16 protein-coding genes are annotated in these 23,617 nt (G+C 58.4%); 8 read left to right on the top strand and 8 right to left on the bottom strand.

From position 1 onward, the window contains the following. Positions 1–24: 24 nt before the first annotated feature. The 6 genes from HDF14_RS23955 to HDF14_RS23930 all read right to left on the bottom strand — a co-directional run bounded on the left by HDF14_RS23955 (position 25) and on the right by HDF14_RS23930 (position 10,768). The gene (locus HDF14_RS23955; RefSeq protein ID WP_183981286.1) at positions 25–3,021 is read right to left on the bottom strand and encodes a protease pro-enzyme activation domain-containing protein; all 2,997 of its coding nucleotides are present in this window, start codon (positions 3,019–3,021) and stop codon (positions 25–27) included. Between the two features lie 308 nt (positions 3,022–3,329). Then, positions 3,330–5,150: an acyl-CoA dehydrogenase family protein gene (locus tag HDF14_RS23950; protein WP_183981285.1), complete on the bottom strand. Its 1,821-nt coding sequence runs from the start codon at positions 5,148–5,150 to the stop codon at positions 3,330–3,332. 44 nt (positions 5,151–5,194) lie between these two features. After that, on the bottom strand, positions 5,195–5,623 hold the full coding sequence (locus HDF14_RS23945; RefSeq protein ID WP_183981284.1) for a hypothetical protein: 429 nt from the start codon (positions 5,621–5,623) through the stop codon (positions 5,195–5,197). A gap of 18 nt (positions 5,624–5,641) precedes the next feature. Next, positions 5,642–6,820 (bottom strand): thiolase family protein, encoded by a 1,179-nt coding sequence (locus HDF14_RS23940; RefSeq protein ID WP_183981283.1) that lies wholly within the window; start codon positions 6,818–6,820, stop codon positions 5,642–5,644. A 95-nt stretch (positions 6,821–6,915) separates the two neighbouring features. Further along, on the bottom strand, positions 6,916–9,435 hold the full coding sequence (locus tag HDF14_RS23935; RefSeq protein ID WP_183981282.1) for a 3-hydroxyacyl-CoA dehydrogenase/enoyl-CoA hydratase family protein: 2,520 nt from the start codon (positions 9,433–9,435) through the stop codon (positions 6,916–6,918). Positions 9,436–9,604: 169 nt separating this feature from the next. Next, positions 9,605–10,768 (bottom strand): ROK family transcriptional regulator, encoded by a 1,164-nt coding sequence (locus tag HDF14_RS23930; RefSeq protein WP_183981281.1) that lies wholly within the window; start codon positions 10,766–10,768, stop codon positions 9,605–9,607. Positions 10,769–11,167: 399 nt separating this feature from the next. On the opposite strand from HDF14_RS23930, the gene HDF14_RS23925 reads away from it, so the two are divergent. The 5 genes from HDF14_RS23925 (at position 11,168) to HDF14_RS23905 (ending at position 18,323) form a co-directional block, all read left to right on the top strand. Next, complete coding sequence (locus HDF14_RS23925; RefSeq protein WP_183981279.1) at positions 11,168–11,866, top strand: hypothetical protein; 699 nt, start codon at positions 11,168–11,170, stop codon at positions 11,864–11,866. Positions 11,867–11,926: 60 nt separating this feature from the next. Beyond that, the gene (locus HDF14_RS23920) at positions 11,927–13,537 is read left to right on the top strand and encodes a M16 family metallopeptidase (RefSeq protein WP_221304861.1); all 1,611 of its coding nucleotides are present in this window, start codon (positions 11,927–11,929) and stop codon (positions 13,535–13,537) included. Then, entirely contained in the window at positions 13,534–15,027 is a 1,494-nt protein-coding gene (locus tag HDF14_RS23915) for a M16 family metallopeptidase (protein WP_183981278.1), read from the top strand. Before HDF14_RS23920 ends, HDF14_RS23915 begins: the two co-directional genes overlap by 4 nt. Before the next feature lie 149 nt (positions 15,028–15,176). After that, entirely contained in the window at positions 15,177–17,255 is a 2,079-nt protein-coding gene (locus tag HDF14_RS23910) for a glutaminase family protein (RefSeq protein WP_183981366.1), read from the top strand. Positions 17,256–17,291: 36 nt separating this feature from the next. Next, entirely contained in the window at positions 17,292–18,323 is a 1,032-nt protein-coding gene (locus tag HDF14_RS23905) for a YncE family protein (protein ID WP_183981277.1), read from the top strand. Positions 18,324–18,355: 32 nt separating this feature from the next. Here the strand turns inward: HDF14_RS23905 and HDF14_RS23900 are convergent, their stop codons facing one another. Beyond that, the gene (locus HDF14_RS23900; RefSeq protein ID WP_183981276.1) at positions 18,356–19,360 is read right to left on the bottom strand and encodes a hypothetical protein; all 1,005 of its coding nucleotides are present in this window, start codon (positions 19,358–19,360) and stop codon (positions 18,356–18,358) included. A 165-nt stretch (positions 19,361–19,525) separates the two neighbouring features. Here HDF14_RS23900 and glmU point away from each other — a divergent pair, with 165 nt between their 5' ends. Both glmU and HDF14_RS23890 read left to right on the top strand, forming a co-directional pair. Beyond that, positions 19,526–20,941, top strand: a complete 1,416-nt coding sequence (gene glmU, locus HDF14_RS23895; protein ID WP_183981275.1) for a bifunctional UDP-N-acetylglucosamine diphosphorylase/glucosamine-1-phosphate N-acetyltransferase GlmU — start codon at positions 19,526–19,528, stop codon at positions 20,939–20,941. Positions 20,942–21,016: 75 nt separating this feature from the next. Continuing rightward, on the top strand, positions 21,017–21,538 hold the full coding sequence (locus HDF14_RS23890; RefSeq protein ID WP_183981274.1) for a GNAT family N-acetyltransferase: 522 nt from the start codon (positions 21,017–21,019) through the stop codon (positions 21,536–21,538). Between the two features lie 18 nt (positions 21,539–21,556). On the opposite strand, the gene HDF14_RS23885 is transcribed toward HDF14_RS23890, so the two are convergent. Beyond that, positions 21,557–22,081: a DinB family protein gene (locus HDF14_RS23885; RefSeq protein ID WP_183981273.1), complete on the bottom strand. Its 525-nt coding sequence runs from the start codon at positions 22,079–22,081 to the stop codon at positions 21,557–21,559. 436 nt (positions 22,082–22,517) lie between these two features. On the opposite strand from HDF14_RS23885, the gene HDF14_RS23880 reads away from it, so the two are divergent. Next, complete coding sequence (locus HDF14_RS23880) at positions 22,518–23,603, top strand: HD domain-containing phosphohydrolase (RefSeq protein ID WP_183981272.1); 1,086 nt, start codon at positions 22,518–22,520, stop codon at positions 23,601–23,603. Positions 23,604–23,617 lie beyond the last annotated feature (14 nt).

Raw genomic sequence — 23,617 nt, 5'->3', positions numbered from 1 at the left:
CGCGGCCTCGAAGATCCCATCTTCTTACTGCGGTACGGTGTAAGAGATCTGCACGCTATGCACCAAACTGCCACTTATGGCTGTAATAGTGAACGTATAGGTGCCCGGAGCCGAATTTGTCATCCCCGGAGTAGTTCCTCCTCCGCCGCCACCACCGCTCCCGCCAGAATTCGAACTGCTTCCTCCACACCCAACCGCAGTAAGAGCAGAGATAGAAAGAAGAGCGACTAGCAGCGCGCTCAAACGACGCCGACGCGGCAGCATAAGGAGACACAAGCCGGCAAGCGTAGCACCCGAGCCGGCGGCATACCAGGGCATCTTGCCTGAACCACCCCGGCGAGTGGGCCCGAACCCAGGTGCGATTGATTTCGCAGTTGCTGTCGGCTCAGAAGCCGTGACGACAAACGAAGTGGTAACACCTGCCGAGGTAGTGATATTTATCGGCGACACCGAGAAGGTGGTCGTAGCGGCCATTCCATCGGGGTTGGTGACAGTTAGGTTGACCGGACCCGTAAACCCGTTGAACGGCGTAATCGTAAACGTCTGGCCAGCAGCAGTAGCGCCACCCTGCACCGTCACATTCGCGCCACAAGTAGGAGCCGAAATGGAGAAGTCCGGGGTCTTACTGGAGACGACATCAACCGACGCAATCGCGCCGTTTGGATAGATCGTGAACGGAGTTCCATCCTGATAGACGACTCCGCTGAGACTGACCGGGGCAAGAAGCGTACCCTTCGAACCCGTATAGTTGCCATCGCCGGAATAACTCGCACTGATGACGTGTCCGCCCGATGAAAGGGCAGACGTGACAAGACTGTAGGTCGCAGCGCCATTCGCCAGCGTTGTTGTACTGCTCCCAACCGCTACATTATCGACAAAGAACTGAACAGTTCCGGTCGGCGTCGGACCCGAGGCAGTGCCCGTCACTGCCACACTCAGCGCAAGGCTACCGGAGGAGACCGAACAAACCGAACTGCCAGTGGCAGACGTCACAGTAAGCGCCGTCTTGCTTATGTTTGCCCCAACGCCCCCACCCCCTGTGCCAACCGGTACCACCCCGGCCCAGCCCGTGACCAGTTGATTGACGTCGAAACTGCCAAGACCAGAAGCCTGATCGTAGCCAGTTCCCGCCGTATAACCGATCGACCCGCCATTTGGACAGTTCGACGTTCCCTGAGTACAAGGAACAGAATTATTGCCAGAAGTGATGTCGTGAAAGACGCTGCCGTAAGTTGGACCATTGAGGAAGCCATAAAGCGTAGGTCCGATATTGCCAAGCCCACCTGTCCCCAGCTTTTGTTCCACCAGCGCCAGGATCCCCGCAAACGTTGGCGCCACAAAGGAGGTACCTCCGAACACGTTGGGTTGACCGTTGGAGGAAAGAAAACCGTTGGTGCAGGGTCCCACCCCCCCCAGGCCATCCCCCGAGCTGCAGACCAGATAGCCATCATGCATCGCCGCGGCGTTCAGCGAGATATCGGGAACATCCCTCGATGAGTCGTTGGGGACGCCTGTGCCTGTCTGCCAGAAGGGCTTAGAAAAGACGGCACTGGCGCCGCCGCCGCCTGCACCGCCCCCGGTACCACCTGGAGTGAGGCCCGCAGAAGCAGTGGTCTCATTCCATGGCACCTCAGGAATATATTTGATGGCCGACCCGCCAGTCGTCCCATTCGCGCTGCTCCAATAGGTGGCCGGCGTGTTTACGTCGCCACTGAACATCGTCCCACCAGCGGACGTGGCATAGGGTGAGCTGCTCGGAAAGTCGACGTTGAGCCCCTCGGTGGCGAGGCCGGTCAAGTCGCAGTCCGTCGCACCAGAATCACCGGACGAACTGATGACCGTCTGGCCCTGAGCGTTTGCCTCCTCAAGCAGCATGTTCAGGCTGCTCACCAGCGCCGATCCCAAACCGCTCTCGCATCCACCGTAGGAGATCGTAATAATAGGAGCTACCTTGTTAGTAACCGCATATCCAAGCGCAGCGTTGAAGATATCCGCATCGTAGATATACAAAATTGCAGCCCCGGGAGCAGCGGTTCCGGACCACTCGACATCGATATGCGCCTCATCCACATCTGGATTTGTCGGCGTCGAAAAGCCGGGATCGGTCTTGGCCAACTGCAACTTCAAATTGATCGCGGGAAGCCCCGCCGCCGTGCGGAACTGTGTAACATCGCTGTCCGGCAGAGTATTCGCCTCGTTGAAGTCGGTCTGTCCGAGTACCGCGATGTCTCCGCACACCGTACCGGAAGGCTTCGACCCGCACTGGCCGACCCCGGAACCCGTAAGGCCTGCCGATGTCGGAGGAAAGTCGTAGATCGTGTAAAGATCAGCCGGCGAGATGTAGTGGCTGGTAACACCACTGATCGTCTGCGTGTACAACGGCTGAGAGGGATCGATAGGAGAAGAGTTCCGCGCGCGCAACTTCGGCTTCGGCCTGAAATCGTTCAATCCGGTGATCGCGTTTACAACACCCGCAACGGCCGCCGGAAGAGTTGGATCCGTCATATTCGAAACATGCTGCTCGCCGTCTACAGTGAGACTATGTATGGATGTGCCGAAGGCCACCTGCGCCTGTGCCGCCGTCCCGCTAAAGCTGATGTAGTTGGAGCTGCGCGCAGTTCCCGTAATCGTAAAGCCCTGGCTGGTAAGCCACCCCGAGACCTTCGCTAGATCGGCGCTGCTGAGGCCGAAGCGGGCACCAAACTGCTCCGGTGTCAGCCATTGATGATAGCTCGCAGAGGCTGGATTTAGCTGATCGGCCAAAAGCTGGGTCAGATCCGCCTCCTGCGCCACAGTCATGCTGAACCGCAACGACATCTCCAGTCTCTTGCCCGCCGGGGCGACGCCAAGATCGGCAGCGCGTTTCGCCCGCCCCGTAATCGTACCGGTCAAAGGAGTGCGAGCCCCGCTGTTGACCGAACCAGCAATCCGGTTCTGAACAACAGCATGAGCAGAGGGAACAAACGTAGCGGCAACGAAGGCAATAGGGGCGATCAGATGAGAGAGACGGCGGCTGCGCATGGATATTCTTCTACCTTATTACCGGGTTACGGAGTGGCCTGCTGATACACACACTAAGTTCGAATCGCCTACGGCCCTGAGACAGGGACCGAGGTACATGCTTAGACAGACGATAAATCCAAATGTTGCGCCTACAAATGTAAAGAGATTATTTCGCCTATCTGATTGTGCCATTTCAGGAAGATAAGCCGAAACTGGGCCTGCCTATCCGCCCCAATCCCTTTCCCCGGCTATCGTCTCGAGCGGAAACGAAAAAAGACCAGTCGGAAAAACTCATCGACTGGCCTTCAATTCGAATCAAGCGACGCCTAAATGCTGTACTTCCCGGCTTTCAGGACATACTGAGCCACCTGCCGTCGGAGCTTGATCGTATCCGCCGAATCGTGTTTCGAGAGCCGCCGCAGGATCGTAAGCTGAGTCCGCAGCATATCTCCCTCCGCCACCGCCGCAATCACCTTCCGCGCCGCCAGCTCAATCACAGCCATAGCCTTATCTGCATAGATCCGCGCCATCGCAACATAGACATCGGTCGCGTCCCCAGACTGCCTGGCCGCAATCTTCTCTGCTCGCAGAATCGCACTCTCCATCGCGAAGACCTCGATGATCATGTCCGAGATCGCCCCCATCACCTCCTGCTCGTCCGCGATCTGCGTCATGTACTTCTGCGTCGCAGCACCCGCAACAAACAACGTCACCTTCTTCGCATTCGCCAGCAGGTTGCGCTCGTCACCCAGCGGTCCTTCGCGTTCTATCTTCTCGCTAGGCCCCGACATCACCTCGTCCATCAACTTCTTGATCGCCGGCATCAGCGCCAGCTTGCCGCTCATCGCCGACTTCATCAACCAGCCGGTAATAATCAATCGGTTGATCTCATTCGTCCCCTCGAAGATCCGATTGATTCGCGCATCGCGGTAAGCGCGCTCCGCAGGAAACTCTTCGACATAACCGTAACCAGCGAAGATCTGCAGCGTCTCATCGACCACCATATCCAGCATCTCGCTCGCCCACACCTTTACGATCGAGCACTCCACCGCATAGTCCTCGATCCGTTTCTGAATCTCCTTCGTATCGTTCTTGTCCACGCCGGCCAGAGCCTTATCGATCAGCCCCACCGTGCGATAACACACCGCGCCACCCACAAAAATTCCGGCCGCGCAGTTCGCAATCTTCTCCTGAATCAACCCAAACTCCGAGATTGACTTCCCGAACGCCTTACGATCGATCGCATACCGAATCCCATTATTCAGCGCCATCCGAGCGCCGCCAATCGCAGCGTTCCCCAACTTATACCGCCCCACATTCAGAATATTGAACGCGATATGATGGCCCTTCCCCACCTCGCCCAGAAGATTCCCAGCCGGAATCACACAGTCCGTCAAAATCAACGGGCAGGTCGAGCTGCCGCGAATCCCAAGCTTGTGCTCCTCTTTACCTTGCGTAAAGCCAGGGGTCCCCCGCTCAATCAAAAACGCCGTCAGCTTTTCCTTCCCTGCATCCGGCCCATCCGGAATCGCGCACTTCGCAAACACGGTAAACAGATCCGCAAAGCCTGCATTCGAGATCCACATCTTCTCGCCGTTCAGCGTGTAAGTCTTCCCATCCGCCGACAGCACCGCCTTCGTCTTCGCGTTCACCGCATCCGAGCCACTCGTCGACTCCGAAAGCGCATACGCCGACACGATCTCCCCCGAAGCAATCTTCGGCAGATACTTCTTCTTCTGCTCGGCATTCCCGTACCAGACCAGCGGCAGCGTACCAATGCCGGTATGCGCCGAAAACGCGACAGAAAAACTCGCCTGCTTCGAGATGTTCTCAGCAACAATGGCCGAAGTGGCCTTATCCATCTCCAGCCCGCCATACTCCTCAGGAATATCGATCGCCGTTAGCCCCAGCTCTGCAGCCTCCTTCAGCAGCCGCTTTGTCACCGAGAAATCCTTCGCCTCAATCGAATCAGACGCCGGCATAATCTCGTTCACAGCAAAGTTCGCCGTAGTCTCCGCGATCTGTTTATGCTCGTCGGTAAAGTCCTCGGGAAAGAAACAATCGGCGGGCGCCGGATCGCTGATCAGGAAGCTGCCACCTGCGATGCGGGCAGTGGTAGTCGGCTCAGGTGTAGTCATCGTTGCCATAGTGTTACTCCTTCTACGAATTCTGAACGTTCAAAAATGCAGACCTAACTCACTTCAGCGATCATCTCGCCGGATCCCAGAGAGTTCCATCGGACAACACACTGCTGACCCTTCCAGCGAAACGTCTCCAGTTCCGCTTCGGCCAACGTTACCGGCGGCTGCTCCACAATGATCCATCTCTCATGCGCCTTACCCTCAGAGACGTACTTCGCAAGAATCGAAACCTCATAGAGAGCCACTCCGCCGCCTTTCGCGTTGTTCACGAACTGAATCATCTTCGGCTGAACGTCTTCAATAGTCGCCGTCGCACATTTCCAGTTCTGTTCAATCTCTTCTCGATGCAGGCGCTTGATAAAAAACGTAACCGCAATAACAACTGCAATTACCGCGACGTACCCAATCACCACTCGAATTTGATGCCAGTCACTCCTACCCGCCGGACGCAACTTCGTCAGCGCTGTTCGATCCGGCATGGAGTATCGACGCATACTCTAATTCACAGCCTCATAGATCCCCGCAGCACCCATCCCTCCGCCAACGCACATGGTCACAATCCCATACTTCGCCTTGCGCCGCGGCATCTCGCGCAGAAGCGTCGCCGTCAACTTGGCCCCCGTGCAACCCAACGGATGCCCCAGCGCAATCGCGCCGCCATTGACATTCACCTTCGCAGCATCAATCCCCAGCACCTTCAGCACCGCAAGCGACTGCGCCGCAAAGGCCTCGTTCAACTCAAACAGATCGATATCATCCAGCGACAATCCAGCCATCTTCAAAACCTTTGGAATCGCATGAATCGGCCCAATCCCCATCTCCTCCGGATCGCAGCCAGCATAAGCGAACGCGATAAATTTCCCCATCGGCTTAATGCCCAACTGAGCCGCACGCTCCGCAGACATCACAACCGCCGCCGCCGCCCCATCCGATGTCTGGCTCGAGTTACCCGCCGTCACCGTCCCCTTTGCATGAAACACCGGTTTCAGCTTCGCCAGCGCCTCAAGCGAAGTATCGGCACGCGGGCCCTCATCCTGCTTGAACGTGGCCTCCGTCGTCTTGGCCTTCTTACCATTCGGCACAGTGCTTGTAACCGTAATCGGAACAATCTCATCGTCAAACTTTCCACTGGCAATCGCAGCCAGCGCCTTCTGATGGCTCTCATACGAAAACTGATCCATCTGTTCGCGGCTGATCCCATAGTGATTCGCAACCCGCTCCGCAGTCAGTCCCATCGACATGTAAGACCCCGGATAGTTCTCTACCAGCCACGGATTCACCGAAATCTTATTCCCGCCGAACGGAACATACGACATGCTCTCCGTACCGCCCGCCACAATGCAGTCCGCCGACCCGCCACGAATCCGATCAGCCGCCAGCGCAATCGACTGCAACCCCGACGCGCAGTACCGGTTGATCGTCATCCCCGCAGCCGTAATCGGCAAACCAGCACGGAAGCTCGCAACCCGCGCAACATTCATTCCCTGTTCCGCCTCAGGCATGGCGCAGCCCAGAATCACATCCTCAATCTCCGACTTGTCGAGTTGAGGAATACGCTCGAGCGCCCCCGAGATCGCAAACGCAGCAAGGTCGTCCGGCCGAGTCGTGCGAAGCGTGCCGCGAGGAGCCTTTCCAACAGCGGTGCGAACAGCGGATGCAATGATGACTTCTTTCATAACCACTTAACTCCTGACTTCTGCCTTCAGAGATGCTCCTGAAGTCTGTGAATGAAACCCAATCCCTGCCTGCGTTATCCCGCGAACGACAGATCCTAATTCCTCAGCGGTTTCCCCGTCTTCAACGTAAACGCAATCCGTTCCTGCGTCTTCTTCTCCCCGCACAACGAGAGGAACGCCTCACGCTCCAGATCCAGGAGATACTGCTCCGTCACCGGTGTACCCGGCGTGACCTTTCCTCCACACAAAGCATATGCCACCCAGTTCGCAATCTTCGCGTCATGATCGGAGATGTACTGCCCCTCCCGCATCGTCCACACCGCCAGCTTCAACGTAGCCAGCACGCTCTCCCCCGGCGCGGGAATATCGGTGCGCACAATAGGCGCACTATACCCAGCATCGGCAATCGCACGAGCCTTCGTCTTTGCATCCGTCAGCAAGCGTTCACGATTCATCGTGAGACCGTCGGACGCCCTCAAGAATCCCATGGACCGAGCCTCCGCCGCGCTGGTCGAAACCTTCGCCATCGCAATCGTCTCAAAGTTCTTCTTCAGCGCCTCAAAGATCCCCACGCCCTCGCCGCGCGCATCAGGACGTATGCTCGACCCCGCCTCCACCGACCGAATCGTCATCTCCTTGCAACCGCCGCCGCCCGGAATCAAACCAACACCAGCCTCTACCAAACCCATATACAGCTCCGAATGAGGCTGTCGCGCCGTCGCATGGAGCGCAATCTCAACACCGCCCCCCAGACACATCCCGTACGGCGCAACCACCACAGGACGCGGACAGAACTTGATCGCCTGCGTCATATTCTGGAACGCACGCACTGCCATCTCGACCTCATCCCACTCCTCTTCCTGCACGCCGAGCAGCAGCTGCATCAAATTCGCGCCAACCGAAAAGTTCGCCGAGTCCCCCGTAATAACAAACGCCTCGAAGTTGCCCACAATCTCACTCGTTGGCTTCAGCGTCTGCGTAATCAAATTGACGATGTCATCGCCCAGCGCATTCATCTTCGAATGCAACTCAATCCCCGCAACACCATCGCCCAAATCGATCACCGACGCGCCATGATTCTTCTTCACAACTCCATTCGCCTTCTTGATCACCCCCAGCGACGTCACGCCGTCCGCAGTCACCACCGGCTTATACGCGCCACTCACCGGATCGAAGAACAGCCGCCCCGAAGGCACCGAAGCATCATCCTGGTACCACGAAGGATTCGCCTCCCCATGCTTCTCCGCATAGGCCAACAGCTTCTCAACATTCGCAGAGATCGGCACACCGGCAACCCGCATCTTCTCCGTCGTAGCCTTCACACCCGCAGCATCGAACATCTCAAACGGCCCAAGCTCCCAATTGAAGCCCGTCTTCATCGCCTGATCGATCTCAACAATATTGTCCGCAATCTCCGGCACGCGATTCGCACTGTAAGTAAACAGCTCCGTCAGCAGTGGCCAGTAAAACGCAGCCGCCTTATCCTTTGTCACATCTGCATGCAGCAGCTGCGCGATGCGAGCATGCGTCGACTCCACATTCTTCGCCATCTCGATCGCAGGAAACTTCGGCCGCATGTTCGGCTTATAGTCCAGCGTCTGCCAGTCAAGAACATGCCGCAGGTCGCGCCCCTCCGCGTCCTTGCCTTCCTTCTTATAAAACCCCTGCTTCGTCTTATCCCCGAGCCACTTCCTCTCGAGCATCGTGCCGATAAAAGGCGCCAGCTTCACTTCAGCGCGCTCATCCTTAATCTTTTCTGCCTGCGCGGAAAAATTCGTAGCCACATGCGCCAGCACATCCACGCCAACCATATCGCCCAGCCGAAACGTCCCCGTCTTCGGCCACCCCAGCGCAGAACCCGTCAACGTATCAACCTCTTCAATCGTCAGCCCTTGCTCCTGCATCAGACGAATCGCGTTCCCCATCGAAAACGTCCCGATGCGGTTCGCAATAAAGTTCGGGGTATCGTGCGAATGAACAATCGCCTTCCCCAACCGCAGATCGCAGAAGTGCTCCACCGCCGCAATATCCGACGGGTCCGTGTCCGGCGTCCGAACCACCTCAAGCAGCCGCATGTACCGTGGCGGATTAAAGAAGTGTGTGCCGAACCAATGTCTCCGCAGCTCCATCGGCATGCCTTCCACAATCTTATGAATCGGAAGACCACTGGTATTGCTCGTAATGATCGAGTCCTTGCGGCGATGTTGTTGCACCTTCTCGAGCAACGCCCGCTTGATCTCAAGATTCTCCGCAACCACCTCAATAATCCAGTCGCAGTCAGCAATCAAAGCAAGATCATCGTCGAAGTTGCCAATCGTAATCAGCCGCGCGCTCTCCACCGCATAGAACGCCGCAGGCTTCGACTTCTTCAATCCATCCATCGCCGCCAGAACAAACTTGTTCCGCTCCTGCTTCGGCGCGCTCGCGTCGGTCCCCGGCGGAACGATATCCAGCAGCACCACCGGCAACCCGGCATTTGCAATGTGCGCCGCGATGCGCGACCCCATAGTCCCCGCCCCGAGAACGGCCACCTTACTGATCTGCCTGTGATCCTTGATCTGGTTGGGCTTTGCCGAACTCTGCGGCGTGGCTACTTCAAGAGTGCTGGAAGACATGTCAAAAGCTCCGGCGGGCAGTATGACCCGAACGATGCGAAGCATACTGAATGGCCATTCAGTCCGTCAAGTGAATATCCATTCATTTTTCAAGCCGCTCATTCTAAAAGGATATTCTGCCGTCATCCCAGCCGACCACTAATCTTCTCCACCGCCACCGTGGACGCCTCTAAACCAGGCTCCCATTCATTACCAACGCCACCGCGCTGCGCAACCGCGCCGTATTTCCTTCAAAAGCAGGCCGCAGTCTGGGCGGCTTCGAAAGCGCGTTCTGGTTCAGTTCGCCCTCAACAATCGGTCCAAACAAGTACCACGCTGCCGTGATATCCCCAACCACAACGATCTCGCTTGGCGCCAGCGCACTCGCAACCATCCTCAGCCCTCGCCCAAGAAACGAGGACATCTTCTCCAGCGCCTTTACCGCATTCGCGTCATGCGACTGAGCCATCTTCACCAGCGCAGCGAAGCTCGACGGCGCAGCGTTTCCACTCATCTCCTCGTAGTAGCGCAACCCCGCGCGATTCGAGCTGACAGTCTCCCAGCACCCGCGCCCTCCGCAGCCACAACGAGGCCCATTCATCTCCATCTGCACATGGCCAAACTCTCCCGCCATGCCGTTCGCTCCGCGCAGCAGTTGCCCATTGGCAAAGATCCCTGTTCCAATTCCCTCCGAAACATTCACCACCACCAGATCGTGCAACCCATCGCTATCGCCAAACCAAACCTCCGACAAGGCACAAGCATTCGCGACGTTGTCCATCTCAACCCGCAACCCCGTCGCCTTCTGAATGCGAGACTTGATACTCGAGATCGACCACTTCAGATTCGGCGCAAAGATCGGTTCGTCGCGAAGAGGATCGGCGCGGCCCGGCAAACTGATCCCGATCCCGTCAAACGACTTATCGCTATGCGAAGCCATCAGCTTGCGAATCGCCGCAATAATCGGCTGTATCGCCTTCTTCGGATCCTCCGGCAGCTCGACCACATTCTGCGCAACAATCTTCCCGCCAAGATCTGTCACCGCAACCGTTGTCTGTGATGGATGGATATCCAACGCAATCACAGCCCGCTGATGATTCAATTCGAGAAAGGTCGGTCTGCGTCCGCGTGGTGGCCGCCCCGTCGAACCCTCCAGAATCCACTTATCCTTTATCAGATCTTCGACGATCAACGAGACCGTGCTTCGCTGCAGGCCGGAGACGCGAGCAAGGTCGGCACGCGAAAGCGGTTGACGCGTTCTCACCAGATTGAATACCAGGTTCCGGTTAATCTGACGCGGTGTTTTGTTCGACGCACTCTGCCTGCGAGTGAAGGTGAACCGAGTGTTGGTCATCGTCTAGCTTTCGTGTCCCATAAAATCAGTAAGCCAAACCACGTCAAACCGTGTACTGAGCAACTCGAACGTCCGGCTATCGGTTCGAACCAAACTCGAGCCGCCCTTCGCTTGACGTCTTTGGCGACGAGTCTTTATACCACTGCGAGTCCAGCATTTTGTAGATACTTTGAATTATTGTCTCGAAAAACGATAATCGACGCCAAAATCCTCTATTTGAACATCGGAACAGCCGACTTGCTAACAAATGAAACTTCATCTTCTACAACATCGTCTAACTCGGCCGCAAGTCTCCACAGCCTCTACTCTCTCCAACGAGGACTGAGTCACGTCGACCGAAGCTGCTCTCAATCGTGAACAGCGCAGTGCACGAGAAACTCCCGGATTTCGATCTCGTCGTTGTTCATTCAAGAACTCGAGTATCAGATCACCCATGCTAGCCTTAACCTCACAGTGGCGACTTATCTAGAGCAATCGCTCACCAAGTTGAAAGAGTTCGAAGGCTGCATCCCCTGGATGTATCGCGACACAGTCGGTAAAGTCACCGTCGGCGTCGGCCTCATGCTCCCCGACGCGAAAGCCGCCGAATCCCTTCCCTTCCTCCTCGGCACCCGCCCAGCCACACCGCAGGAGATCGCCGCCGAATACAGCCGCGTCGACTCCCTCCCTCAGGGCCGAGCCTCCGCCTTCTACAAATCCGCCACCACCCATCTCATACTCCCCCAGCAAACCATCGACGCCAAACTAACCTCCGTCCTCCAGGGCTTCGAAACCGAACTCCGCAGCCATCTCCCGCACTACGACACCTTCCCCGACGCCGTAAAACTCGCGCTCCTCGACATGACCTACAACCTCGGCCCCGCAGGCCTCTTCAAAGATTTTCCCAACCTCATCGCAGCCGTCGACTCCGGCTCATGGGCCGAAGCAGCCGCCCACTGCATGCGCCGAGGCCCCAGCCCCGCCCGCAATGCCTGGACTCGCGAGCAGTTCCTCTCCGCAGTCGTCACCACCATCAAGGCCGAAGCCGACACCCTATTGAAGCGAATCTGGCTCGCCATACGTCAAACCTGGAACGCCTTATTCGGCTCCCGGCAATAGAGCCCGGCCTCGGGCTTCGATATAGTGAACTCTTGACTTGAAAAAGTCTGCGGAGGGCTTTTGGTACAGGTAAAACGTAGAATCGCCGCAATCTTCACATGTGCAATCGCGCTCAGCTGCATCGTCAGAGCGCAGGACCTCGCAAGCTTTGAAAAACGTACCACCGTAAAAGTCCTTCCAAACGGCCTCACCCTCATCGTCTGCGAGCGCCCCGAAGCCCCCGTCTTCAGCTTCTACACCCTCGTCGATGCAGGCTCCGCCGACGATCCCGACGGCGCCAGCGGCATCGCCCACATGTTCGAGCACATGGCGTTTAAGGGCACCACCGAGATCGGCACCACCGACTACGCCGCCGAAAAAATCGCCCTCGCAAAAGTCGAAACTGCCTACGCAGCCTATGACGCCGAGTACCGCAAACGCGTCGGCCAAAGCCCCGAAAAGTTAGCTCAACTCCTCAAAGCCTTCCAGGACGCACAAGCCGAAGCGCAAAAATTCGTCATCCCCAACCAGTTCTCCGAGATCGCCGAAGAGAACGGAGCCGTCGGCATCAACGCCAACACCACCGAAGACTCCACCCAATATTTTTGGAGCATGCCCTCCAACCGTCTCGAGCTCTGGGCCTACCTCGAAAGCCAGCGCATCGCCCATCCCGTCGAGCGCGAGTTCTACAAAGAGCGCAACGTTGTTCAGGAAGAGCGTCGCATGCGCGTTGACTCCTCCCCCGTCGGTCGCATGGTCGAGCAGTTCCTCGCCACCGCCTACGTCGCCCATCCCTATCGACGCCCCGGCGTAGGTTGGGAGAGCGAAATCAGCCAGGTCTCCGCCACCGAAGCCACCACCTTCCACGAAAAATATTACGTACCCGCGAACATCGTCATCGCCGTCGTAGGCGACCTCAAAGCCTCCGAGACCATGCCAGTCCTCGAGCGCTACTTCGCTCCCATCCCCACCGCCCCGCGCCCCGAACCAATGACCACCGTCGAGCCACCACAGGTCGCCGAAAAATCCGTCATCATCCGCGAGGCCACCCAGCCCTTCTACATCGAGGGCTACCATCGCCCTGACTACCTCGACCCCGACGACTCCGCCTACGACGCCATCAGCGACATCTTCTCGAACGGCCGCACCGCTCGCCTCTTTCGCTCTCTCGTGCGCGACCAGTCCATCGCTGCAGAAGCCCAGGGTTTCAGCGGCTTCCCCGGCGACAAGTACCCCGGCCTCTTCGCCGTCTACGCCGTGCCCCTCCCCGGCCACTCCCCCGAGGAGATGCGCGCTTCCATCCACAAAGAACTCGATCGTCTCAAGACCGAAGACGTCACCGACGCCGAACTCGAGCGCTTTAAAACCCGCGCCCGAGCCGACATCCTCCGCGGCCTCGCCGACAACGAAGGCCTCGCCCACCAGCTCGCCGAGTATCAAACCCGCTTCGGCGACTGGCGCGAACTCTTTAACCAGCTACAAAAGATCGACGCCGTCAGCAAAGCCGACATCCGCCGCGTAGCCAACAAGATCTTCACCGACAACAACCGAACCAGCGCACGAATCGAATTCGTCCCACCGCAACGCAGAGCACCGCAAGCCGCCGAAGGTGCAGGAACAGGAACTCCAGGAACAGCCATGCTCACCGCACCCCCAGCGCCGACCGCACAAACCGCCGGAGGTACGAAGTGAAGCATCTCTCCTCGCTCGTCCTCACCGCAGCCGCCTCTTCGTTCCTTCTCACCACTCTCGCTGCCTCTGCGCAAACCGCACCAGCCGCAACGCCAGCCAGCACACAAACCCAGCCATGGAAACAAATCCCCATCCCACCACTCCCCGCCTTCAAACCCGCGCAGCCTCACCGCGTCGAGCTTGAAAACGGCGTAGTCCTCTTTCTTCAAGAAGACCACGAGCTCCCCTTCATCAACGGCACCATCCTCATCCGCGGAGGCAGCCGCGACGAACCCAACGCCAAGGTAGGCCTCACCTCCCTCTACGGTGAAACCTGGCGCACCAGCGGCACCGCCACCATCAGCGGCGACAAGCTCGACGACGTCCTCGAAGACAAAGCCGCCTCCATCGAAACTGCAGGCGGCACCGCCTCCACCTCCATGAGCTGGTCCAGCCTCAAGGGCGACTTCGACACCGTCTTCGCCCAGAGCATCGACCTCCTCCTTCATCCCACCTTCAAAGCCGACAAGCTCCAGCTCGCCAAACAGCAACTCGAAACCGGCATCGCCCGCCGCAACGACGACGCCGGCGGCATCGCCAACCGCGAAGCCATCCAAATCGCCTACGGCCCTCACAACCCCTACGCCCGCGAGCTCGAATATGCCACCGTCGACGCCGTCACCCTCGACGATCTCAACGCCTGGCACAAAAAAACAGCAGTCGGCAGCAACATCATCATCGCCCTCTCGGGTGACTTCGACTCCGCCGCCATGGAGACCAAACTCCGCGCAGCCTTCGCGCCCATCCCCCGCGGCGACCGCTTCCAGTCCGTCAAAGCCACCTTCACCGACCCCAAACCCTCCGTCAACTTCGTCTCCAAAGACGACGTAAACCAATCCAACGTCCTCATCGTCGGCCTCGGCACCGAGCGTAGCAACCCCGACTACTACGCCCTCTCCGTCATGAATCAGGTTTTCTCCGGCGGCTTCGGCTCACGCGTCGTACAAGACGTCCGCACGAAACTCGGCCTCGCCTACACCGTCGAAGGAAACTACGGCGCCTCCTACGATCACCCCGGCGTCTTCGTCGTCGAAGCCGCAACAAAGAGCGCAACCACCGTAGCCGCAACCAAGGCGCTCCTCGCCGAAATCGACCGCCTGAAAACCGAACCACCCACCCCCGCCGAGCTAAGCAAAGCCAAAGACCAGGTTCTCAACTCCTTCATCTTCCACTACGACTCGCCTGACAAGACTCTCGGCGAACAAGTGACACTCGCCTTCTACGGCTATCCCGCGGACACTCTCGAGAAGTACAAAGCAGGCATCGAGAAAGTCACAGCAGCCGACGTCTCACGCGTAGCGAACAAATACATCGACACCAACAAACTCGCCATCGTAGTAGTAGGCAACGAGTCTCAAATCACTCCGTCGTTAGCCACTCTGGGCCTCGGCGCCGTAAAAAATCTAGACATCACGATCCCATCCCCGCCTGGCGGCAAGCCAGCAGAATAACCACGCGAAGCAATCACAAGTCACGAAGTGACCGCCGCCCGCGCAGGGCGCCCGTCCGGCAGGACACAAGCAGCAGCTCCCAAAGAGTTCTTACCTGAGGGGACCGATGGCGCTATCCTTGATAGCGTCGTCGTTCCCGGAGGTTCGTCATAAAGAACTCGCTCCCGTTCCTGCTAGTTGCTGTCTCTTCCCTGTTCAACGTCCTCCCCCTAATAGCCCAGCAGCGTCCTCCCGCCACGCCACTCATCACACACGACCCATACTTCAGCGTTTGGTCCACCACAGACAACCTCACCGACTCCGACACCACCCACTGGACCGGCACCCCCCAACCCATCACCGGCATCGTCCGCATCGATGGCAAGCCCTTCCGCTTCATGGGCCACCACCCCGACACCATCCCCGCGATGCAGCAGACAGCTCACTCCGTCGCACCAACGCACACCACCTACGACTTCCGCCAAAGCGGCATCAACCTTCGCTTCGTCTTCTTCACCCCCGCCATCCTCAGCGATCTCGACGTCCTCTCCCGCCCCGTCACCTACCTCACCTGGACCGCTGAATCGACTGACGCAACACCCCATCAAGTCTCAGTCCTCCTCGACGTCGATCCCGTCATTGCCGTCAACGAACGCAGCCAGCAGGTCAACTCCTTCCGCAATCAAACCTCGTCGCTTAACGTGCTCTCCACCGGTTCGCAGGACCAAAAGATCCTCAACCGCTCCGGCGACGACCTCCGCATCGACTGGGGCTACTTCCATCTCGCCGTGCCGAAGGACGCCAACTACACAACCTACCTAGCACCACATCCCGCCACAGCCTTCGCCTCAACCGGCCAGCTCACAACCACCGACACAATGGACATGCCCGAGCGCGCCGACCACTCCGCCTCCGCGCTCTCCGCCATCATCGACTTCGGCTCCGTCTCGCAACCCGTCACCCGCCACGTCCTCCTCTCCTACACCGACACCTACGCAATCCAGTACCTCCAGCGAAATCTCCGCTCCTACTGGCAGCGCAACAACCAACCCCTAAACCAGATGCTCGATCAAGCCGAACAGCAATATCCAGAGCTCGAATCACGCGGCGAAGCATTCGACAAAGAACTCACCGCCGACCTCACTAAAGTTGGCGGCGAACACTACGCCTACATCGCGATCCTCACCTACCGTCAAGCCATCGCCGCGCACAAGCTCGTAGCCGACGCCAACGGCGACCCCATGCTCTTCGCCAAAGAGAACTTCTCCAACGGCTGCATCGCCACCGTAGACGTTCTCTATCCCTCCGCCCCGTTCTTCCTCTTCTTCAACCCGAAGCTCCTCGAAGCCCAGCTCCTCCCCGTCCTCGAATACTCCTCCCTCGCCCGCTGGAAGTTCCCCTTCTCCCCCCACGATCTCGGCCAGTACCCACTCGCCAACGGACAGGTCTACGGCGGCGGAGAAAAAACCGAAGAAGACCAGATGCCCGTCGAAGAGACCGGCAACATGATCATCCTCGTCGACGCGGTCGCCCGTGCCGAAGGCACGCCACAACTAGCCCAACGCTACTGGCCCCTGCTCACCAAATGGGCCGAGTACCTCAACATCCACGGCCTCGACCCTGAAACTCAGCTCACCACCGACGACTTCGCCGGACACGTCGCCCACAACGCCAACCTCTCCATCAAAGCCATCGACGCCCTCGCCGCATACGCCGACTTAGCCCATCTCCTCAAACAAGAGACAGTCGCAAAGCAATATCAAGCCACCGCAAAAGAGATGGCGCAAAAGTGGATCACCATGGCGAAGGAAGGTGACCACTACAAGATCGCCTTCAACAGCCCCAACACCTGGAGCCAGAAGTACAACCTCGTCTGGGACAAGATCCTCGACTACAACCTCTTCCCCAACAGCGTCCGCGACAGTGAAGTCGCCTTCTACCTCACCAAGCTCAATCTCTACGGCCTCCCGCTCGACAGCCGCGCCGACTACACCAAGCTCGACTGGTCCATCTGGACCGCAACCCTCGCCTCCAACCCCAACCAGTTCAACGCCATCATCGACCCCATCTATCGCTGGATCAACGAAACCCCCACCCGCGTCCCCCTCACCGACTGGTACGACACCAAAACCGGCAAACAAGTAGGCTTCCAGGCCCGAAGCGTAGTAGGCGGCGTCTTCATCAAAGCCCTCTCCGACAAAGAACTCACCACCAAGTGGCGAAAACACAGCGCGGCCATCATCCCTTAAGACCTGCTAAGCTCTTTCGCCGTACAAGGAACGCCAATGCCAACTTTCAGGCCCGCTCTTATAGTCGTCGCATCAGCCCTCCTTGCCTCTACGTCTCTCTTGCTCTTCGCTCAGCAGCCCTATCAGATCATCGATCACTGGAAAGTCGGCGGCTCGGGCGGCTGGGACTATCTCCTCGCCGACTCGCCCTCTCACCTTCTCTTTCTCACCCACGGCTCGCGAGTCGAAGTTCTTGACACCACCACCGGGAAGGCTGTCGCGGCAATCACCGGCATGAAAGCCACTCACGGAGTCGCTCTCGACGACTCGGGTAAATTTGGCTATATCAGCGATGGTGGCAACAATAGCGTCGTAGTCTTCGATCGTCAAACCTACAAGGTGGTCGCTACTGTCCCGGCCGGCACAAACCCCGACGGCATCGTGTTCGAACCCGCAACCAGGACCGTCTGGGCCTTCAACGGACGCAGCAACAACGTCACCGTCCTCGACGCAGCGACCAACAAAGTAGTATCCACACTCGAGGTCCCCGGCAAACCCGAGTTCCCCGTAGCTGATGATCGCGGCTCTGTCTACGACAACATTGAGAGCCGCAATGAACTCGTTCGCTTCGACGCGCGAACCAGAAAAATCACCGCAACGTGGTCTCTCACCAACTGCGAATCACCCTCAGGCCTCGCAATCGACAGCCAACATCGCAGACTCTTCGCCGTGTGCGACGGCAATAAGATGGCAGTGGTCGACGCAGACAGTGGCAACCAACTCGCTTCGCCCGAGATTGGAGGCAGGCCCGACGCGGCCTCCTTCAGCTCCACCCGTCAGCTGGCCTTCAGCTCCAACGGCATCGGCACCCTCACCATCATCGACGCAGGGGACCACTACAGGGTCGTCCAGAATCTTCCAACCGCCGTCGGTGCTCGCACCATGTCCTACGACGAGCTCACCGATCGCGCCTTCCTCGTCACCGCCCAGCTTGGCGTGGCTCCTGCGCCAACAAAGGAGAACCCGCACCCACGCCCCACAATTGTTCCCGACACCTTCGAGGTCCTTGAAGTCGGCCGTAAAAAGTAACAAACAAGGATACGAATTACTCTGTTTGGCATTTACTCTTTCGGCCCCAGCAGGACCTGCAGACCCACATACGCGATCCAACTCGGTTGGCTGTTTGAAGGTGAGATCGATTGAAAGCTGCGTCCCCCCATCAGCAGCAAATTCAACGTTTTTCCCCTGTTAAGTGCCTGTCGTCCACCCAGCCCCAGCGTCGTCTGTCTCTGCTTGGACATGCCCGTCGCAAACTGCCCCACCCCTTGTCCCGGACCGATCCGGTTGGCATCTTGTTGGTCATACAACTCCAGGTACGCCTCGGTCCGATCACCGAACTCATGTCCTATCAGCAGACCCCGCCCCCAGCTCTGCGGTAGGGCATGATTGCCAAAGTTGTACCCAACCTCTCCGTCATACCGTATTGGTCCAATCCGCCCATTTACCTCCAGCGGCAGAAAAAAATTCGGTCCCGGCGCCACCACGCCACGCGGCACGGCCCGAGTCGGATTGTCGAGAAACAGCTGCGGATAAGTCGACAAGCTGAAGCTCACCTTCCCCTCAGGAGAATTCGCCTCCCCTGGCGAATCGCCCGACGCTTCAGCTGGAGCTGTCGTTTCATGATGGCCGAATGCCCCTAACAACCCGGTGCCAAATCGACCCTTAATCCAAGGGCTCGTAGGATAGCGCTCGTAAAATCGCCACTTGATCCCAAGCAGACTCTCGCCCAACCCACCAATCACCTGACCAGCCTGCGGTGAACCCGAACTCACCCCCAAAGGCCGCGTCTCTTCTATCGCAATTGGAATCTCATACTTCAGTTGAATCCGGTCGCCAAGCCCATAGTTGATATCGAAGTCGGGTACCTGGTACGCGCCAGCACCCGGGTTCCGATCGCCGATCCAGCCGAAGTTAATCTCCCAATGTCTGTTTCCCGGCGTCTCAGGATCGTCCGTGCGAAACGGAGGTCCGCCCTGCGCGGCAGCCGAACCTATGAAAACTAGCAGCGCTCCAAAAAACATCAGCACCGAACAGCGCGCAAACCATCTACGGCTACCCAGCGGCATTGAATCGCTTCCGGGAAAACGGAACCCCTAACTTCATCTATAGATTCTAACGGCCTCGCCGCATCTTCTAGCGACACGCAAACCCGCAGCGACTGGGTACTCACAAACCAAAATCGACAGCCCACTCGGTTCTGGGCCGACACGCTCATGAGACCATAGTCTTCTATGAGCACCAACGAATTCGCCATCGCCATCATGGCTGCAGGAAAAGGCACCCGTCTCAAAAGCAAGCACCCCAAAGTCCTTCACGAAGTCGGTGGTCGCGCCCTTCTTCTCCATGTCATCGCCGCAGCCGAAACCGCAGTCACCCCCGACCACATCTACTGCATCATCGGCCACGAGTCCGAAAGAGTAAAAGCCGCCGTCGCCGCCACCGGAGTCAAGTTCGTCCTCCAGCCCGAGCAGCGCGGCACCGGCCACGCCATGCAGATGCTCAAAGCCGACTTCGAGCGCTCCGGCGCTCCCCTCCCCAAACATCTCCTCGTCCTCTCCGGCGACGTCCCCCTCATCCGTCCCGAAACCATCGCCACTGTCCGCGACACGCATCTCCGTGAGCACGCCGCCATGACCATCCTCACTGCCGTGCCCGCCGACCCCACCGGCTACGGCCGCGTCCTCCGCGCCAACCCCAACAAACCCGAAGTCACCGCCATCGTCGAACAAAAAGCCCTCACCCCCGACCAGCTAAACGCGCCGGAAATCAACTCAGGCATCTACTGCTTCGAAACCCAGGCCCTCTTCAACAAACTCGACGCCCTCAAAACCAACAACGCCCACGGCGAGTTCTACCTCACTGACGTCGCCGCCATGCTCGTCGCCGAAGGCAAACGCGTCGTCGCCGTCAAAGCCCATAGCGTCGACGAAGTCCTCGGTGCCAACACCATCGCCGAGATGATGCACCTCGACGCCGCCATGCGCCTCGCCACAGCACGCAGCCTCATGGCCTCCGGCGTCACCATCTTCCGCCCCGAAACGTGCGTCATCGACTCCGCCGTCACCATTGGCCCCGACACCGTCATCGAGCCCTACGTCCAGCTCCTCGGCGCCACCCACATCGGCAGCGACTCCCGCATCCGCTCCTACTCCGTCATCCAGAACTGCACCATCGGCAATAACGTCACTGTCCTCAACGGCTGCGTCTTCGACGACTCCGAGATCGCCGACAACGCCAACATCGGCCCCTATGCACGTCTCCGTCCCGAGAGCCGCATCGGCGAAGGAGCCCACATCGGCAACTTCGTCGAGACAAAAAAAACCACCGTAGGCAGAGGCACGAAGGCCGGCCACCTCAGCTATCTCGGCGACGCCACCATCGGCGACGGTGTCAACATCGGCGCCGGCACCATCACCTGCAACTACGACGGCGTCCACAAGCACCCCACCACCATCGGCGACGGCGCCTTCATCGGCTCGGACTCCAATCTCGTCGCCCCCATCAACATCGGAGCCGGGGCCTACATCGCCGCCGGCAGCAGCATCACCGAAGACGTCCCCGAGGGCGCATTAGCGTTAGGCCGCAGTCGCCAAACCACCAAGTCCGGCTGGGTCGCCGCACGCAAAGCCGCCAAACAAAAAGCCTGAACCACCCAGCAAGCCGCAATCAGCGAGCGCAAAACTACGCGCGTGCCCGCCTTCCAACGATTGATATCCTTCGTCATGGATTACTTCCTCTGTTCGTCACGTCTCGGATTCCGCCATTGGACTGCCGCTGACTTGCCGCTCGCCGAATCACTTTGGATGGACTCTGGCGTCATGACCCACATGGGCGGCCCCATGACGGCCGAGCAGGCAAAGGCGCGACTCGAAGTTGAACGTACAAGGCAGACTGCTCTCGGAATCAGTTACTGGCCCATCTTTCATCTCGTCAGCGGAGAACACGTAGGTTGCGCTGGGCTGAGACCATTTCACGACGAACACCGCGTCTATGAATTGGGCGTGCACATCGCACCAAAATTCTGGGGCGGACGATTTGGAGAAGAGGCGGCACACGCTGTCATTGAGTACGCCTTTGAAACGCTGGGCGCTTTGGTGCTTACCGCAGGCCACGGTCCCAAGAACATAAACTCAAAGGATCTCCTGGAGCGGCTCGGCTATACCTTTTCCCACGAGGAGCCCTGGGGCGCACAGGAAATCATGCATCCGTTTTACCGCCTCAAGCCAGAACAATATCGCCGCTGAAATACGCAACGACGAACCTCACTTATGAGCAGGCTCCGACCACGGCGGCACGACACCCATTATCCGCGCATACGCAATCTGCTGCCCCATATGTTCGTTGTCGTGAACAATAATCCTCAGATACATCCCATCCACCGTGACCTCTTTGCCCTGGATTTTCACCTTCCGCTGAAGGTCTCCCGGCTTCAACTGAGCACGCGCCATCTTCACCGCCTCTAACGACCGCCTTAACCACGCAATCACATCCGCCTTCTTGGTCACAACCTTCTCAACATCATCGGACATCATCTCCGGCGGCATAGCCGGGCCAGTAACGCCGAGCAGATAAAAATTTGCCTGAGCGATATGCATGTACACCTCGCTGACTGACCTCACCCCCGGCGCAGGACGCCACGCAAACTTGTCCGCCGGCGTAGCCTCCGCCAACTCCACCAGCTGCTTGGACACATGCGCCCACTCTCCGTCGTACCCCTCCCACAGTCCTTCCATTTCAGCGTGAAGAGAAGTGGTGCACATCACAAGGAGAAGCAGCAGCGTCTTCATCAATCCCTCCGAATCGTCCTAAGCTGAAGCGTCATCCTTCGAATCCCGCTCTCTGCGGATCGAAAGAGCACTACGGACCAATGGCGCCAAACTACATCCGCCTGCACCGTCTGTCAAAATCCCATTTTGAAAAACACAAAAAAAAGTCGAAATCCATGGCACATTTTTTTGCGTTTTTTAAAGCGCGTCCGAAAAACCATGTTCACCACGCAAACCACCACGTTCTCACCATCAACTCACCACAACAAAACCATGCACTTTCCCACGACCCCCTTAAAAAATGCAGCAAAACCGCAAACAGGACACTCTGAATCCATAGACGAATTTTTTCTCAAACAAGCACCTGATTCCTCCGCCTGGACCGCCGATAGAGACGTATAAGCCATTGGCATTTAGCCAGCTACATCACACCGTCACTCCGCGAAAGTATCCATCCATGCCGCAGGAACGAATCCTGGTAGTCGACGACGAAGAACCCGTTAGAGCAGTCGCAGCAGCCCTTCTCGCCACCAGCGGATACACCGTCAACACCGCTGAAAGCGCCGAAGACGCACTCACTCGCCTTCAGCAGGACCCCGACTACGACCTCGTCCTCTCCGACATCATGATGCCCGGAACGGACGGACTCACCTTCCTCGACCATCTCTGCACCGACCACCCCCGCATCCCCGTCGTCATGTTTTCCGCCATCAACGACATCTACGTCGTCACCAGCGCCTTCCGGCGCGGCGCCATCGACTATCTCCTCAAACCCTTCGAGCGCGCCGAACTCGAAAGCGTCGTCCTCAGAGCCATCGAACACGGCCGCCTCCGCAAACAGAACTCCACCTACCGGCATAACCTCGAAGCCATCGTCAACACCAGAACCGGCCGCCTGCGTTCCACCATGCTCGACCTCGAACGCAGCTACGACATCACCCTCGAAGCCATGGGCGATGCACTCGATCTCCGCGACCAGGAGACCGAAGGCCACTCTCGCCGCGTAACCGCCTACACCAACACCCTCGCCCACGCCATGGGTCTCAACTCCGAAGAGCTGCGAGTCATCGCACGTGGAGCCTTCCTCCACGACATCGGAAAGATCGCGACGCCCGACGCCATTCTTCTCAAACCCGGCAGACTCACCGCCGAAGAGATGGCCATCATGAAGGAGCACTGCGAACGCGGCTACGAGATGGTCCGCAAAATCTCCTTCCTCCGCGACGCCGCCGAGATCGTCTACGCCCATCAGGAGCAGTTCGATGGAAACGGCTATCCACGCGGCCTGCGTGGCGAAGAGATCCCCCTCGGTGCGCGCATCTTCGCCATCGCAGACACACTCGACGCCATGACCTCCGACCGGCCCTACCGCAAAGGAACCAGCTTCGCCAAAGCCAGAGACGAGATCAGCCGCTGCGCCGGAACACAGTTCGACCCCCAGATCGTAGAGGTCTTTCTCTCCATCCCCCCAGAAACCTGGTCAGACCTGCGCGCCGCAACCGAGATGCAAACGCCCGCCCCATCTCCTTTTCGCGGCAACTGACCACTCAGTTGCGC

Source organism: Tunturiibacter gelidiferens, assembly GCF_014201335.1.
GTDB lineage: Bacteria > Acidobacteriota > Terriglobia > Terriglobales > Acidobacteriaceae > Edaphobacter > Edaphobacter lichenicola_E.
The sequence above is the reverse complement of the archived record's forward strand: the minus strand, read 5'-3'. Positions and strand labels throughout refer to the sequence as shown.